Origin of the sequence: Enterobacter sp. UNJFSC 003 (genome assembly GCF_036903355.1) — a bacterium.
GTDB lineage: Bacteria > Pseudomonadota > Gammaproteobacteria > Enterobacterales > Enterobacteriaceae > Enterobacter.
Genome location: NZ_JBAKHK010000004.1, coordinates 214,952 through 231,857, shown reverse-complemented (window position 1 = coordinate 231,857; position 16,906 = coordinate 214,952). Strand labels below are relative to the sequence as shown.

The 16,906-nt window shown below is 55.4% G+C and carries 11 protein-coding genes; 10 read left to right on the top strand and 1 reads right to left on the bottom strand.

Annotated features, from left to right (window positions below):
• The first annotated feature begins 212 nt into the window (after nt 1-212).
• The 6 genes from araB to rluA all read left to right on the top strand — a co-directional run bounded on the left by araB (nt 213) and on the right by rluA (nt 10,317).
• Nucleotides 213-1,922, top strand: coding sequence for a ribulokinase (gene araB / locus V5P19_RS13135; protein WP_334403911.1), 1,710 nt, complete (start codon nt 213-215; stop codon nt 1,920-1,922).
• 10 nt (nt 1,923-1,932) lie between these two features.
• Complete coding sequence (araA, locus tag V5P19_RS13130) at nt 1,933-3,435, top strand: L-arabinose isomerase (RefSeq protein ID WP_334403909.1); 1,503 nt, start codon at nt 1,933-1,935, stop codon at nt 3,433-3,435.
• A gap of 47 nt (nt 3,436-3,482) precedes the next feature.
• Nucleotides 3,483-4,178 carry an L-ribulose-5-phosphate 4-epimerase gene (araD, locus tag V5P19_RS13125; protein WP_334403907.1) on the top strand — a complete coding sequence of 232 codons (696 nt, stop codon included), beginning with the start codon at nt 3,483-3,485 and terminating at the stop codon, nt 4,176-4,178.
• Between the two features lie 74 nt (nt 4,179-4,252).
• A complete protein-coding gene (gene polB / locus V5P19_RS13120) occupies nt 4,253-6,610 on the top strand; it encodes a DNA polymerase II (RefSeq protein WP_334403905.1) in 2,358 nt (785 codons plus the stop codon).
• Nucleotides 6,611-6,738: 128 nt separating this feature from the next.
• Nucleotides 6,739-9,645, top strand: coding sequence for an RNA polymerase-associated protein RapA (rapA, locus tag V5P19_RS13115; protein ID WP_334403903.1), 2,907 nt, complete (start codon nt 6,739-6,741; stop codon nt 9,643-9,645).
• Nucleotides 9,646-9,657: 12 nt separating this feature from the next.
• Nucleotides 9,658-10,317: a bifunctional tRNA pseudouridine(32) synthase/23S rRNA pseudouridine(746) synthase RluA gene (gene rluA, locus V5P19_RS13110; RefSeq protein WP_334403901.1), complete on the top strand. Its 660-nt coding sequence runs from the start codon at nt 9,658-9,660 to the stop codon at nt 10,315-10,317.
• A gap of 31 nt (nt 10,318-10,348) precedes the next feature.
• On the opposite strand, the gene djlA is transcribed toward rluA, so the two are convergent.
• The gene (gene djlA, locus V5P19_RS13105; RefSeq protein WP_334403899.1) at nt 10,349-11,167 is read right to left on the bottom strand and encodes a co-chaperone DjlA; all 819 of its coding nucleotides are present in this window, start codon (nt 11,165-11,167) and stop codon (nt 10,349-10,351) included.
• Nucleotides 11,168-11,407: 240 nt separating this feature from the next.
• On the opposite strand from djlA, the gene lptD reads away from it, so the two are divergent.
• The 4 genes from lptD to rsmA are packed head-to-tail and all read left to right on the top strand — an operon-like array spanning nt 11,408 to nt 16,903.
• On the top strand, nt 11,408-13,759 hold the full coding sequence (gene lptD, locus V5P19_RS13100; RefSeq protein ID WP_334403896.1) for an LPS assembly protein LptD: 2,352 nt from the start codon (nt 11,408-11,410) through the stop codon (nt 13,757-13,759).
• Between the two features lie 53 nt (nt 13,760-13,812).
• The gene (surA, locus tag V5P19_RS13095; RefSeq protein ID WP_334403894.1) at nt 13,813-15,099 is read left to right on the top strand and encodes a peptidylprolyl isomerase SurA; all 1,287 of its coding nucleotides are present in this window, start codon (nt 13,813-13,815) and stop codon (nt 15,097-15,099) included.
• The gene (gene pdxA / locus V5P19_RS13090) at nt 15,096-16,085 is read left to right on the top strand and encodes a 4-hydroxythreonine-4-phosphate dehydrogenase PdxA (protein WP_334404161.1); all 990 of its coding nucleotides are present in this window, start codon (nt 15,096-15,098) and stop codon (nt 16,083-16,085) included. Before surA ends, pdxA begins: the two co-directional genes overlap by 4 nt.
• Complete coding sequence (gene rsmA / locus V5P19_RS13085) at nt 16,082-16,903, top strand: 16S rRNA (adenine(1518)-N(6)/adenine(1519)-N(6))-dimethyltransferase RsmA (RefSeq protein WP_334403892.1); 822 nt, start codon at nt 16,082-16,084, stop codon at nt 16,901-16,903. The genes pdxA and rsmA overlap by 4 nt, the downstream gene beginning before the upstream one ends.
• The last annotated feature ends 3 nt before the right edge of the window (nt 16,904-16,906 follow it).

The following is a 16,906-nucleotide window of genomic DNA, read 5'->3' as shown; positions in this document are numbered from 1 at the left end:
CTTTTCCCCTGATTTTTCCGCCAGAGTGGCCAGATAAGCAGTAACAAAAGTGTCTATAAGTACGGCAGAAATGTCCACATTGATTATTTGCACGGCGTCACACTTTCCATTGCAACAGCAATTTAATCCATAAGATTAGCGGATCCTGCCTGACGATTTTCGCGCCCAGTCTCTAATGTTCTCTCATACCTGTTTTTTGATGGAGCAACACCATGGCAATTGCGATTGGCCTCGATTTTGGCAGCGACTCGGTTCGCGCGCTGGCAGTGGACTGTACGACCGGTCAGGAAATAGCGACCCGCGTCGAGTGGTACCCACGCTGGCAAGAGGGGCGCTACTGCGATGCGCCAAATAACCAGTTCCGTCACCACCCGCGTGACTACATTGAGTCGATGGAAGCGGCAGTCAAAACCGTACTGGCTGACCTTTCAGACGCACAGCGAGCCGAGATCGTCGGGATTGGCGTCGACAGCACCGGCTCTACCCCAGCGCCTGTCGATGCCGAAGGCCGCGTGCTGGCGCTGCGCCCCGAGTTTGCCGACAACCCGAACGCCATGTTCGTGCTGTGGAAAGACCATACCGCCGTCGAAGAGGCCGAAGCCATCACCCGCCTGTGCCACCAGCCCGGAAAAACAGACTACTCGCGCTATATCGGCGGCATCTACTCAAGCGAATGGTTCTGGGCCAAAATTTTGCACGTCACCCGTGAAGATGCCTCGGTGGCGCAGGCTGCCGCGTCCTGGATTGAACTGTGCGACTGGGTTCCGGCCCTGCTTTCAGGCACCACCCGCCCACAGGATATCCGCCGCGGCCGCTGCAGCGCCGGTCATAAATCACTCTGGCACGAAAGCTGGGGCGGTCTGCCTCCTGCCGCGTTCTTCGATGAACTCGACCCGATTATTAACAAGAACCTGAAGTATCCGCTATTTACCGACACCTTCACCGCTGACGTCCCGGTAAGCATGCTCTGTGAAGAATGGGCGAAACGTTTAGGGTTGCCGCAAAACGTGGCGATCTCCGGCGGTGCGTTTGACTGCCACATGGGTGCCGTCGGCGCGGGTGCACAGCCCAATACGCTGGTGAAAGTCATCGGCACGTCCACCTGCGACATTCTGACGGCGGATAAAGCCAGCGTGGGCGACCGTGCGGTAAAAGGCATCTGTGGGCAGGTTGACGGTAGCGTGGTGCCAGATTTTATCGGCCTCGAAGCAGGTCAGTCCGCGTTTGGTGATATTTACGCCTGGTTTGGCCGGGTGCTGGGCTGGCCGCTGGATCGGCTGGCGGCAGCGCATCCAGAACTGAAAACCCAGATTGCAGAGAGTAAAAAACAGCTTCTGCCTCAGCTCACCGATGCCTGGGCAAAAAATCCCTCTCTTGATCATCTCCCGGTGGTACTTGACTGGTTTAACGGCCGTCGTACGCCCGGCGCTAACCAGCGTCTGAAGGGAGTTATTACCGATCTCAATCTGGCGACCGACGCACCGGCACTCTTTGGCGGCCTGGTTGCGGCGACTGCCTTCGGTGCCCGCGCCATTATGGAATGCTTCACCGAGCAGGGCATCGAGGTCAACAATGTGATGGCACTCGGCGGCATTGCGCGTAAAAACCCGGTGATCATGCAGGCCTGCTGCGATGTTCTGAACCGCCCGCTGCAAATTGTGGCCTCCGATCAATGCTGTGCCCTGGGCGCAGCGATTTTCGCCGCTGTGGCCGCAGGCGTTCACGCCGATATCCCTGCCGCACAACAGCATATGGCGAGTGCCGTCGAAAACACGCTTCAGCCTCGCGCTCAGCAGGCACAACGCTTCGAACAGCTTTATCAACGCTACCAGCAATGGGCAAAAAGCGCCGAGCTCCACTATCTCCCTGTCGCTGCCCCGTCGAAACAGACCGCGGACACCCCGGCAACCCTGACACATTAAGGACACAATAATGACCATTTTTAATAATTATGAAGTGTGGTTTGTCATTGGCAGCCAGCATCTGTACGGTCCGGAAGCACTGCAGCAGGTGACGAAACATGCCGAACACGTTGTTAATGCCCTGAATGCGGAAGCCAACCTGCCGTGCAAGCTGGTACTGAAACCGCTGGGTACAACGCCGGACGAAATCACCCACATCTGCCGTGACGCGAACTACGATGATAAATGCGCCGGGATGGTGGTGTGGCTGCACACCTTCTCCCCAGCCAAAATGTGGATCAACGGCCTGACGATTCTGAATAAACCGCTGCTGCAGTTCCACACCCAGTTCAATGCCTCCCTGCCGTGGGACAGCATTGATATGGACTTTATGAACCTGAACCAGACCGCACACGGCGGCCGCGAGTTCGGCTTTATTGGCGCGCGTATGCGTCAACAGCATGGTGTCATTACCGGCCACTGGCAGGATCGGCACGCACAGCAGCGCATGGGTTCATGGATGCGCCAGGCAGTCTCCAAACAGGATACCCGTCATCTGAAAGTGGTCCGCTTTGGCGACAACATGCGCGAAGTGGCGGTCACTGACGGTGATAAAGTCGCTGCACAGATCAAATTCGGTTTCTCCGTAAACACCTGGGCAGTTGGCGATCTGGTACAGGTCGTGAATGAAATCAGCGAGGGTGACGTGAGCGCGCTGGTCGATGAGTACGAAAGCAGCTACCGCCTGACCGCAGCGGCACAAATTCACGGTGATAAACGTCAGAACGTACTGGATGCGGCGCGTATCGAACTGGGGATGAAGCGCTTCCTGGAACAGGGCGGCTTTCACGCCTTTACCACGACCTTTGAAGACCTCCACGGCCTAAAACAGCTTCCAGGCCTGGCGGTACAACGTCTGATGCAGCAGGGCTACGGCTTTGCGGGCGAAGGCGATTGGAAAACTGCCGCTCTGCTTCGCATCATGAAGGTGATGTCAACCGGTCTGCAGGGCGGCACCTCCTTTATGGAGGACTACACCTACCACTTCGAAAACGGCAACGACCTGGTGCTCGGCTCACACATGCTGGAAGTGTGCCCGTCTATTGCTGTCGAAGAGAAACCGATCCTTGACGTTCAGTACCTCGGCATTGGCGGCAAAGCCGATCCGGCTCGTCTGATCTTCAACACCCGCACCGGCCCGGCTATCAACGCCAGCCTGATCGATCTGGGCGATCGTTTCCGCCTGCTGGTGAACTGCGTCGATGCGGTTGAAACGCCACACTCTCTGCCAAAACTGCCGGTCGCCAACGCTCTGTGGAAAGCACAACCTGATCTGCCGACCGCGTCAGAAGCCTGGATCGTCGCAGGCGGTGCGCACCACACCGTGTTTAGCCATGCGCTGGATCTGAACGATATGCGTCAGTTCGCCGAGCTGCACGACATCGAACTGACCGTGATTGATAACGATACCCGCCTGCCAGCCTTCAAAGATTCGCTGCGCTGGAATGAAGTCTATTACGGTTCAAAACGCTAAAGCACGGAATGCCCGGCGGTGCTGCGCCGCTGGGCAGGGAGACAACAATGTTAGAAGATCTCAAACGTCAGGTACTTGAAGCCAATCTGGCGCTTCCAAAGCATAACCTGGTGACGCTGACCTGGGGCAACGTGAGCGCCGTTGACCGCGAAATGGGCGTGTTCGTGATCAAGCCTTCCGGCGTGGATTACACGGTCATGACGGCGGAAGATATGGTGGTTGTCAGCATCGAGACCGGCGAAGTCGTGGAAGGTATGAAAAAACCCTCCTCCGATACGCCAACCCATCGCCTGCTGTACCAGTCATTCCCGACCATCGGCGGCATTGTGCATACCCATTCGCGCCATGCCACCATCTGGGCGCAGGCGGGTCAGTCCATTCCGGCAACCGGCACTACCCACGCGGACTACTTTTACGGCACCATTCCCTGTACCCGTCTGATGACCGATGCGGAGATTAACGGAGCGTATGAGTGGGAAACGGGCAATGTCATTGTCGAAACCTTCGAAAAACAGGGGATCGACGCGGCTCAGATGCCGGGTGTGCTGGTGCATTCACACGGTCCGTTTGCATGGGGAAAAAGCGCGGAAGATGCGGTGCATAACGCCATCGTGCTGGAAGAAGTCGCCTACATGGGGATCTTCTGTCGCCAGCTGGCACCGCAGCTCCCGGATATGCAGCAGACGCTGTTGGATAAACATTACCTGCGTAAGCACGGCGCGAAAGCCTATTACGGACAATAAACTGTATATAAACCCAGCATTACATCATTAACCAGGCTATACTCAGGCCTGGTTTTGTTTGATGGGATAACGGCGTGGCGCAGGCGCAAGAAGGCTTTTTACTGACCCGACACTGGCGGGATACGCCTCAGGGAACCGAGGTTGAATTCTGGCTGGCTACGGATAACGGCCCGCTGAACGTCACGCTACCGCCGCAGGAATCCGTGGCGTTTATCCCTGCATCCCACGTCGAGAAGGTAAAACAGCTGCTGCACGGTGAAAATGGCTGGCGCATCACTCCCCTTGAACTGAAAGACTTCCACCGCAATCCGGTTTACGGCCTCTACTGTCGCGCCCATCGCCAGCTAATGCGTTATGACAAACTGCTTCGTGAAGCGGGCGTCACGCTGTACGAAGCCGATATTCGGCCTCCGGAACGTTTTCTGATGGAGCGGTTCATCACCGCGCCCGTCTGGGTCGACGGTACTGCCCACAATGGCAGGCTGACAGAGGCACGTCTGAAACCCAACCCGCACTATCGTCCGCCGCTCAAGTGGGTGTCATTAGATATCGAGACGACCCGCCACGGTGAGCTGTACTGCATCGGTCTCGAAGGGTGCGGGCAACGGGTTGTCTATATGCTTGGGCCGCCAAACGGCGATGCATCGGCACTCGACTTTGAACTTGTGTACGTCAACAGCCGTCCACAGCTTCTGGAGAAGCTGAATCAGTGGTTTGCCGATTACGACCCCGACGTGCTGATCGGCTGGAACGTGGTGCAATTCGACCTGCGCGTGCTGCAAAAACACGCCGAGCGCTATCGCATTCCGCTGATGCTGGGGCGCGCTAACAGCGAGCTGGAGTGGCGCGAGCACGGTTTTAAGAACGGCGTTTTCTTCGCGCAGGCCAACGGCCGCCTGATTATTGACGGTATCGAGGCGCTGAAATCGGCCTTCTGGAATTTCTCCTCTTTCTCCCTTGAAGCCGTCGCGCAGGAACTGCTGGGAGAGGGGAAATCCATCGACAATCCGTGGGACCGAATGGATGAGATCGACCGGCGCTTCAATGAAGATAAGCCGGCGCTCGCCACCTATAACCTGAAGGATTGCGAGCTGGTCACACAGATTTTCCACAAAACCGAGATCATGCCTTTTCTGCTGGAGCGCGCGACGGTGAACGGCCTGGCGGTCGATCGGCACGGGGGCTCGGTTGCCGCATTCGGCCATCTCTATATTCCCCGTATGCACCGGGTGGGATACGTCGCACCCAACCTCGGTGACGTCCCGCCGCAGGCAAGCCCCGGCGGATATGTAATGGATTCGCGTCCGGGGTTATACGACTCGGTTCTGGTGCTGGATTACAAAAGTCTGTACCCGTCGATTATCCGCACCTTCCTGATTGATCCGGTTGGGCTGGTAGAAGGCATGGCACACCCGGACGATGAGCACAGCACGGAAGGCTTCCTCGGGGCACGCTTCTCGCGCGAGATAAACTGCCTGCCTGAGATTGTGGGTAATATCTGGCACGGGCGCGACGAGGCCAAGCGTCAGGGGAATAAGCCCCTTTCTCAGGCGCTGAAAATCATCATGAACGCCTTTTACGGCGTGCTGGGCACCAGCGCCTGCCGCTTCTTTGACCCGCGCCTGGCGTCGTCAATTACCATGCGCGGGCATGAGATTATGCGCCAGACCAAAGCGCTGATTGAATCCAGGGGCTACGACGTCATCTATGGCGATACCGATTCCACCTTCGTGTGGCTAAAAGGGGCACATTCAGAAGACGATGCCTCGCGAATTGGTAAAGCGCTGGTCACTTTCGTGAACGACTGGTGGCGCGAAACGTTGCAAAAAGAGCGGTTAACCAGCGCATTAGAACTCGAATTTGAAACCCATTTCAGCCGCTTTTTGATGCCCACCATTCGGGGTACCGATCAGGGGAGTAAAAAGCGTTATGCCGGGCTGATTCAGGACGGTGAAACGCAGCGAATGGTATTCAAAGGGCTGGAGACGGTGCGTACCGACTGGACGCCGCTGGCCCAACAGTTCCAGCAAACGCTCTACCTGCGGGTGTTTCGCAATGAGCCCTATCAGGATTACGTGCGCGAGACGATTGCCCGCCTGATGGGCGGTGAGCTGGATAACCAGTTGGTGTACCGCAAGCGGCTGCGCCGCCCGCTGGCGGAGTACCAGAGAAACGTCCCACCACACGTGCGCGCCGCGCGTCTGGCGGATGAAGAAAACCTGCGTCGGGGCCGTGCTCCGCAGTATCAAAACCGGGGAACGATAAAATACGTGTGGACAACGAACGGGCCAGAGCCGGTAGATTATCAGCAATCGCCGCTGGACTACGATCACTACCTGACGCGCCAGCTTCAGCCGGTCGCGGATGGAATTTTGCCCTTCATGGACGATGATTTTGCTACACTAGTGACAGGGCAACTTGGCCTATTTTGACGCGTGACGAAATCGCTGCCATCCAGTACCATAGCGCCCTTTCCATTCCCGGACCCATTTTTCGACGACCGTCTTTTTTGACGGTGGTTGAACTATTGCCTGCAATTTAAGATTAGAGCCGAACAACTATGCCTTTTACACTTGGTCAACGCTGGATCAGCGATACAGAAAGCGAACTTGGATTAGGAACCGTGGTTGCAATAGATCCGCGCATGGTTACCCTCCTTTTCCCCGCCACTGGTGAAAACCGCCTGTACGCTCGCAATGATTCCCCTGTGACCCGCGTGATGTTCAATCCGGGTGACACCGTGACCAGCCATGACGGCTGGCAGCTGAAAGTTGAAGACGTAAAAGAAGAGAATGGACTGCTCGCCTACATTGGCACGCGTCTGGATACCGACGAAACCAATGTCATCCTGCGTGAAGTGTTGCTCGACAGCAAACTGGTCTTCAGTAAGCCGCAGGATCGCCTGTTTGCCGGGCAAATCGATCGTATGGATCGCTTCTCCCTGCGCTATCGCGCGCGTAAGTTCCAGAGCGAACAGTACCGCATGCCGTGGAGCGGCCTGCGCGGCCAGCGCACCAGCCTGATCCCACACCAGCTGAATATCGCCCATGACGTGGGCCGTCGCCATGCTCCTCGCGTACTGCTGGCAGACGAAGTGGGGCTGGGTAAAACCATTGAAGCGGGCATGATCTTGCATCAACAGCTGCTCTCCGGCGCCGCCGAGCGAGTGCTGATTGTGGTACCGGAAACCCTGCAACACCAGTGGCTGGTCGAGATGCTACGCCGCTTTAACCTGCGTTTCTCTCTGTTTGACGACGAACGTTATGCTGAAGCCCAGCATGACGCCGATAACCCGTTCGAAACCGAACAGCTGGTGATCTGCTCCCTGGACTTCGTCCGCCGCAGCAAGCAGCGACTGGAACATCTGTGTGATGCCGAATGGGACCTGATGGTCGTCGACGAAGCTCATCACCTGGTGTGGAGCGAAGATGCCCCTAGCCGTGAATACATGGCTATCGAACAGCTTGCCGAACGTGTACCGGGCGTCCTGCTGCTGACCGCAACGCCGGAGCAGCTGGGTCTGGAGAGCCACTTCGCCCGTCTGCGTCTGCTCGACCCAAACCGTTTCCACGATTTCGAGCAGTTTGTAGAAGAACAGAATAACTACCGTCCGGTCGCGGATGCCGTGGCTCTGCTGCTGGCCGGCAAGCGCCTGTCGAATGACGAACTCAATACCCTGAGCGATCTGATCGGTGAACAGGACATTGAGCCTCTGCTGCAGGCTGCCAATAGCGAGAGCGATAACGCTGAGCCCGCGCGTAAAGAACTGGTCGATATGTTAATGGACCGCCACGGCACTAGCCGCGTCCTGTTCCGTAACACCCGTAACGGCGTGAAAGGCTTCCCGAAACGCGAACTGCACACCATCAAGCTGCCGCTGCCAACCCAGTACCAGACCGCCATTAAAGTCTCGGGCATTATGGGCGCGCGTAAAACTGCGGAAGAGCGCGCGCGTGACATGCTCTATCCGGAGCAGATTTATCAGGAATTTGAAGGTGATACCGGAACCTGGTGGAACTTTGATCCGCGCGTAGAATGGCTAATGGGCTATCTGACCGCTCACCGTTCCCAGAAAGTGCTGGTGATTTGCGCTAAGGCCGCGACCGCACTGCAGCTGGAACAGGTACTGCGCGAGCGCGAAGGTATCCGCGCCGCCGTGTTCCATGAAGGCATGTCCATTGTTGAACGTGACCGTGCCGCGGCATGGTTCGGTGAAGAAGACAGCGGCGCGCAGGTTCTGCTGTGCTCCGAAATTGGTTCAGAGGGCCGTAACTTCCAGTTCGCAAGCCACCTGGTGATGTTCGATCTGCCGTTTAACCCGGATCTGTTGGAGCAGCGTATTGGCCGTCTGGATCGTATCGGTCAGGCGCACGATATTCAGATCCACGTTCCTTATCTGGAAAAAACCGCCCAGTCCGTTCTGGTGCGCTGGTTCCACGAAGGTCTGGACGCGTTCGAACATACCTGCCCAACTGGCCGTACTATTTACGATCACGTCCATAACGACTTGATCGGCTATCTGGCCGCCCCCGAAACGACGGAAGGATTTGATACGCTGATTGCATCCTGCCGCGAGAAGCACGAAGCGCTGAAAGCCCAGCTGGAACAGGGCCGTGACCGTCTGCTGGAGATCCACTCCAATGGCGGTGAAAAAGCGCAGGCGCTGGCTGAGAGCATTGAAGAACAGGATGATGACACCAGCCTGATCAGCTTCTCCATGAACCTGTTCGATATTGTCGGCATTAACCAGGACGATCGTGGCGAGAATATGATTGTGTTGACCCCGTCCGATCATATGCTGGTGCCGGATTTCCCGGGTCTGCCGGAAGATGGCTGCACCATCACCTTTGAGCGCGATGTTGCCCTGTCCCGCGAAGATGCCCAGTTCATTACCTGGGAGCATCCGCTGATCCGCAACGGTCTGGATCTCATCCTCTCGGGTGATACCGGCAGCAGCACCATTTCGCTGTTGAAAAACAAAGCGCTGCCGGTGGGAACCCTGCTGGTCGAGCTGATCTACGTTGTTGAAGCCCAGGCACCAAAACAGCTGCAGCTGACCCGTTTCCTGCCGCCGACGCCGGTGCGTTTGCTGTTGGACAAAAACGGAACGAATCTGGCCTCACAGGTTGAGTTCGAGAGCTTTAACCGTCAGCTAAGCGCCGTGAACCGTCATACGGGCAGCAAGCTGGTCAACGCAGTCCAGCAGGATGTACACGCGATTCTGCAACTGGGTGAAACGCAGGCAGAACAGGCTGCCCGAGCGCTGATTGATGCCGCGCGTTCCGAAGCCGACGAGAAACTTTCTGCGGAGCTTTCTCGCCTTGAAGCGTTAAAAGCGGTGAACCCGAACATCCGTGACGACGAACTGGCCGCGATTGAAAGCAACCGCCAGCAGGTTCTGGAAAGCCTGAATCAGGCTGGCTGGCGTCTGGATGCCCTGCGTCTTATCGTTGTGACGCATCAGTAAGCGGAGCAGAAAATGGTAATGGAGCCTTACAATCCACCGATGGAGCCCTGGCTCGTGGTGCTTTATCAGGATGAGCACATCATGGTGGTCAACAAGCCAAGCGGCCTGTTGTCCGTACCGGGACGCCTTGAGGAGCACAAAGACAGCGTCATGACGCGCATTCAGCGTGATTACCCTCAGGCAGAGTCTGTTCATCGTCTGGACATGGCAACCAGCGGCGTGATTGTGGTGGCGCTGAACAAAGAGGCTGAGCGCGAGCTGAAGCGTCAGTTCCGCGAGCGAGAGCCGAAAAAGCAGTATGTGGCGCGCGTTTGGGGCCATCCGGCTCAGGCAGAAGGTCTGGTGGATTTACCGCTAATATGCGACTGGCCGAACCGACCGAAGCAAAAGGTCTGTTATGAAACCGGCAAAGCCGCGCAAACCGAGTATGAAATTCTGGAGTACGCACCGGATAACACCGCGCGCGTTCTGCTTAAGCCGATTACCGGGCGTTCGCACCAGCTGCGCGTGCACATGCTCGCCATGGGTCATCCGATTCTGGGAGACCGGTTCTACGCCCCGCCAGAAGCACTGGCGCGTGCGCCACGACTGCAGCTCCATGCGCAGTCGCTTACCATTACCCATCCTGTTTTTGGCAACGCCATGACCTTTAATGCCCCGGTAGACTTCTAAAAAAAAGGGCCCGACGATGTCGGGCCCTTTTTTATTTAAAACCTTTTTGCTCTTTTATTAGCTCGTACGCTTTCTGAATTTCCTGCGCTTTCTGCTTCGCCATCTCCATCATTTCTGGCGGTAAGCCCTTCGCGACCAGTTTATCCGGGTGATGTTCACTCATCAGCTTGCGGTAAGCGCGCTTGATGGTGGTCACATCATCAGAGGGCTTCACGCCGAGTACGTTACAGGCGTCTTCCAGCGTCGGGCCACGTTGTGCCTGTTGCCAACCACCGCCGGACGATTGCTGTTGCTGATAACCGCCGCCGAACTGTGCGCCCCCCTGCATCATGCGCAGGAACTGATCGAACTGCATGCGAGAAATGCCCAACTCTTCGGCAATGACATATAAAACATCGCGCTCGTTAGGATGCAGAGAACCGTCGGCAAACGCCGCCTGAATCTGTATTTCCAGAAACATCCGAATTAAATCAAAACGCCCGAAGCAGATGCTGCGGAACTGACGCATTTTCTCACGCAGTGGATAGTTATCGGACTTGCCAATGCGGAACGCGTTTTGTGCTGCAACGCGTGACTCACCGTGCAGGTTCATACGATCCATAAAGACGCTGGCTACCTGAATATCGGCTTCGGTGACGCGCCCCTTTGATTTGGTTAAATGCCCCATCACCTCAAAGGTGGTTGAGAAAAACAGTGACTGACGCTCGCGCTGGTTAGCAAACCAGGCCATTTTGCGGCTGCGTGCTTTATCAAACATATGGCCAATAATGAGGCCAAGTACGACGCCCCAGAACCCCGTCCCCATGATTAACGCAAACGCAACGCCGATGATTTTACCCCAATACTGCATATACTCCCCGAATAGTCATGGTCCTGATTCGACGCAACGCCATCATTACAGTGGTTTCGCCACGGTCAATTGAGGGACATCGCCTATAATTTGCATTATCATACTCGTCATTCGATAGCGAGCCTAACACTCTGGCGCGCAAACGGGCAGGATTAACGCTGGTACTGCGCTGATGAGTAAGATAGTCTCTGAGCGTTTGTAAGCCGTAGCCACTGATGACGGAACAATAAAATACAACGTATGAAAAAACGTATCCCCACCCTCCTGGCCACAATGATTGGCACCGCCCTGTACACTCAACAGGGGCTGGCGGCCGATCTCGCCTCGCAGTGTATGCTTGGCGTCCCGAGTTTCAATCGCCCGCTGGTGAAGGGCGATACAAATAACTTGCCGGTAACCATCACTGCCGACAGTGCAAAGGGTAACTATCCTGACAATGCCACCTTTACGGGCAATGTGGATATTAACCAGGGCAACAGCCGTCTGCGGGCCGATGAGGTGCAATTGCACCAGAAGCAGCCAGAAGGCGCAGCTGCACCAGTGCGTACGGTGGATGCGCTGGGTAATGTGCACTATGACGACAATCAGGTCATCCTGAAAGGTCCGAAAGCCTGGTCAAACCTGAATACCAAAGATACTAACGTCTGGGAAGGTGATTACCAGATGGTGGGTCGTCAGGGGCGTGGTGATGCCGACCTGATGAAACAGCGCGGTGAAAACCGCTATACTATTCTTGAAAACGGGACCTTTACCTCATGCCTGCCGGGTTCGAATACCTGGAGTGTGGTTGGGAGCGAAGTGATTCACGACCGTGAAGAACAGGTGGCAGAAATCTGGAACGCCCGTTTTAAACTCGGTCCTGTACCTGTTTTCTATAGCCCTTACCTGCAGTTGCCTGTCGGCGACAAGCGTCGTTCAGGTTTCCTGATTCCCAATGCCAAATACAGCACCTCGAACTATTTTGAGTTCTACCTGCCGTATTACTGGAACATCGCGCCCAACATGGACGCGACGATCACGCCGCACTATATCCATAAGCGCGGCAACGTCATGTGGGAGAATGAGTTCCGCTATCTGACCCAGGCGGGTACAGGTCTGATGGAGCTGGATTATCTGCCATCGGATAAAGTCTTCCAGGATGAACACCCAACCGAAGGCGATAAACATCGCTGGCTGTATTATTGGAAGCATGCTGGGGTGATGGATCAGGTCTGGCGTTTTAACGTCGACTATACCAAAGTCAGCGATCCGTACTATTTTAACGACTTCGACTCCAAATACGGTTCCAGTACCGATGGGTACGCCACGCAGAAATTCAGCGTTGGTTACGCCATTCAAAACTTCAACGCCACGATATCGACCAAACAGTTCCAGGTCTTTAACACCCAGACAACAAGTACCTACGGTGCTGAGCCGCAGCTGGACGTGAACTGGTATCAAAACGATGTCGGTCCATTCGATACCCGTGTTTATGGCCAGGCGGTGCATTTCGTCAACACCAACTCTGATATGCCAGAAGCGACGCGTGTTCACCTTGAGCCTACGATCAATTTACCGCTGTCCAACAACTGGTCGAGCCTGAATACCGAAGCCAAACTGATGGCCACCCACTACCAGCAGAAAAATCTGGACTGGTACAACAACCGCTATGGCACCGACCTTGAAGAGTCAGTTAACCGCGTTCTGCCGCAGTTCAAAATGGACGGCAAGCTGATCTTCGAACGTGATATGGCAATGTTGGCCGATGGTTATACCCAAACGCTTGAGCCACGCATGCAGTATCTGTACGTGCCGTATCGCGATCAGAGTAAAATCCAGAACTACGACTCCTCTTTCCTGCAGTCTGACTTTAGCGGCCTGTTCCGCGACCGCACCTATGGCGGTCTCGACCGTATTGCTTCCGCTAATCAGTTGACGACGGGCGTCACAACGCGCGTTTATGATGAATCTGCCGTTGAACGTTTTAACGTTTCTGTTGGTCAAATCTACTATTTCACCGAGTCTCGTACCGGTGATGACAACATCAACTGGGAGAAAGACAACAAAACGGGTTCCCTGGTGTGGGCGGGTGATACCTACTGGCGTATGACCGATCGTTGGGGTTTACGCGGAGGTCTGCAGTACGATACGCGTCTCGACAATATTGCAACAAGCAGTGCTGCAATTGAGTACCGCCGTGATGAAGATCGTCTGGTGCAGTTTACCTATCGCTATGCCAGCCCGGAATACATTCAGGCAACGCTGCCGAACTATGCCAATGCAGACCAGTATAAAGACGGGATCTCGCAGGTGGGCGGTGCAGCAAGCTGGCCGATCGCCGATCGCTGGTCTATCGTCGGGGCATACTACTTCGATACCAATGCCAACAAAGCTGCAGACCAGATGGTCGGCCTGCAGTATAACTCCTGCTGTTACGCGCTGCGCGTCGGCTACGAACGCAAACTTAACGGTTGGGATACTCAAAACAATCAGAGCAAATACGATAACGTGATTGGCTTTAATGTTGAGTTGCGCGGTCTGAGTTCTAACTACGGCCTGGGCACGCAGCAGATGCTGCGCTCGAACATACTGCCGTACCGCAGTTCCTTGTAATGTGCTTGATGTGCAACGTAATCCGCTTTGCGGTTAATTGAAATGGAAAAAGTATGAAGAACTGGAAAACGCTGCTGCTCGGTGTCGCTATGGTTGCGAATACCAGCTTCGCGGCCCCCCAGGTTGTCGATAAAGTCGCGGCTGTGGTTAACAACGGCGTAGTGCTTGAAAGTGACGTTGACGGTTTGATGAAATCTGTGAAGCTCAACTCGGGCGAAGCAGGTCAGCAGCTTCCGGATGATGCAACGTTGCGCCACCAGATCCTGGAACGTCTGATCATGGATCAGATCGTCCTGCAAATGGGTCAGAAAATGGGTGTGAAGATCTCTGACGAACAGCTCGATCAGGCGATCGCTAACATTGCGAAGCAGAACAACATGAGCATGGATCAGATGCGCAGTCGTCTGGCTTACGATGGCATCAGCTATGCAACCTATCGTAATCAGATCCGCAAAGAGATGCTGATTTCAGAAGTGCGTAACAACGAAGTGCGTCGCCGCGTGACCATTCTGCCTCAGGAAGTGGACGCGCTGGCAAAACAGGTGGGTAGCCAGAATGATGCCAGCACAGAACTGAATCTAAGCCACATCCTGATCCCGCTGCCAGAAAACCCAACCTCCGCTCAGGCAGCTGAAGCGGAAAGTCAGGCGCGTTCTATCGTTGAGCAGGCGCGTAACGGTGGCGACTTCGGCAAGCTGGCCATCACCTATTCTGCTGACCAGCAGGCGCTGAAAGGCGGCCAGATGGGCTGGGGACGTATTCAGGAACTGCCCTCTCTCTTTGCCCAGGCGCTGAGCACGGCGAAAAAAGGCGACATTGTGGGTCCAATCCGTTCAGGTGTTGGCTTCCACATTCTGAAAGTGAACGATCTGCGCGGCCAAAGCCAAAATATTTCCGTTACGGAGGTGCATGCTCGTCACATTCTGCTGAAAGTATCGCCAATCATGTCTGACGATCAGGCACGTGCGAAACTGGAACAAATTGCTGCGGATATCAAGAGCGGTAAAACCTCTTTTGCCAATGCAGCGAAAGAGTTCTCTCAGGATCCGGGCTCTGCTAATCAGGGTGGCGATCTGGGATGGGCAGCAGCCGACATCTACGATCCAGCCTTCCGCGATGCGCTGATGAAGCTGAACAAAGGCCAGATAAGTGCGCCGGTGCACTCCTCGTTCGGCTGGCACCTGATCGAACTGATGGATACCCGTCACGTTGATAAAACCGATGCGGCGCAAAAAGACAGAGCCTACCGTATGCTGTTTAACCGTAAGTTCTCTGAAGAAGCGGCCACGTGGATGCAGGAACAACGCGCCAGCGCTTACGTGAAAGTTCTTAGCAACTGATGAAACCGCATCGTGTTGTGATCACACCCGGCGAACCCGCCGGGATTGGGCCTGACCTCGTCGTCCAACTTGCCCAGCGCAGCTGGCCGGTAGAGCTGGTTGTCTGCGCAGATGCAACACTGTTACAAGACCGAGCAACATTGCTCGGTCTGCCTTTAACGCTCATTCCTTACGTTGAAGGCCAACAGCCCGCCCCGCAGCAGGCTGGCAGCCTCACTCTTCTTTCGATACCCCTTCGTACGCCTGTCGTTCCGGGTCAGCTCAGCATGGATAACGGTCATTACGTCGTTGATACGCTGGTGCGCGCCTGTGACGGTTGCCTGAACGGTGAGTTCGCCGCATTGATCACCGGACCCGTACACAAAGGGGTGATTAACGACGCCGGTATTCCGTTTACCGGGCACACGGAGTTCTTCGAAGAGCGTTCGCACAGCCCGAAAGTGGTGATGATGCTGGCAACCGAGGAGATGCGCGTTGCGCTGGTGACCACCCATCTGCCCATCAAGGCCATCCCCGACGCCATCACCCCAGAACTCCTGCGTGAGATTATTGGGATATTGCATCACGACCTGCAGACCAAATTCGGCATTGAACAGCCGCACGTTTTGGTTTGCGGCCTGAATCCGCACGCCGGTGAAGGCGGACATATGGGCACTGAAGAGATCGATACCATCATCCCAGTGCTTGAGGAAATGCGGGCAAAAGGGATGAACTTAAGCGGGCCACTGCCTGCGGATACCCTTTTCCAGCCTAAATACCTGGATAATGCCGATGCCGTGCTCGCGATGTACCACGATCAGGGCCTGCCCGTGCTAAAATACCAGGGCTTTGGCCGCGGGGTGAATATTACCCTCGGTTTACCTTTTATTCGAACGTCCGTTGACCACGGTACTGCGCTGGATCTGGCAGGCCAGGGGAAAGCGGATGTCGGCAGTTTTATTACGGCGCTTAATCTCGCCATCAAAATGATTGTTAATACTCAATGACTAATCGAGTCCATCAGGGCCACCTAGCCCGTAAACGCTTCGGGCAAAACTTCCTCAACGATCAGTTCGTGATCGAAAGCATCGTGTCTGCTATTAATCCGCAGAAAGGCCAGGCAATGGTCGAAATCGGCCCGGGTCTTGCCGCGCTGACTGAACCTGTAGGTGAACGCCTGGACGAACTGACCGTTATCGAACTCGACCGCGATCTCGCTGCTCGACTGCAAACGCACCCGTTCCTGGGGCCGAAGCTGACGATCTATCAGCAGGATGCCATGACCATGAACTTTGGCGAGCTGTCAGAGAAAATGGGTCAGCCGCTGCGCGTGTTTGGTAACCTGCCGTACAACATTTCCACCCCGCTAATGTTCCATCTGTTTAGCTATACTGATGCCATTGCTGACATGCACTTCATGTTACAAAAAGAGGTGGTTAACCGTCTGGTTGCAGGCCCGAACAGTAAAGCGTATGGTCGTTTAAGCGTGATGGCACAATATTTCTGCAACGTGATCCCGGTGCTCGAAGTGCCGCCATCTGCCTTTACGCCGCCGCCAAAAGTGGATTCTGCGGTTGTGCGCCTTGTGCCGCATAAAGTGAAACCGTACCCGGTTAAAGAGCTGCGCGTACTGAGCCGCGTTACCACCGAAGCCTTTAACCAGCGCCGTAAAACGATCCGTAACAGCCTTAGCAATTCGTTTACCGTTGAGGTATTAGCTGAGCTGGGGATCGACCCGGCAATGCGTGCGGAGAACATTTCCGTGGAGCAATATTGCAAGCTGGCTAATTACATCAGCGAAAATGCCCCGCCGAAGGAGAGTTAAGCC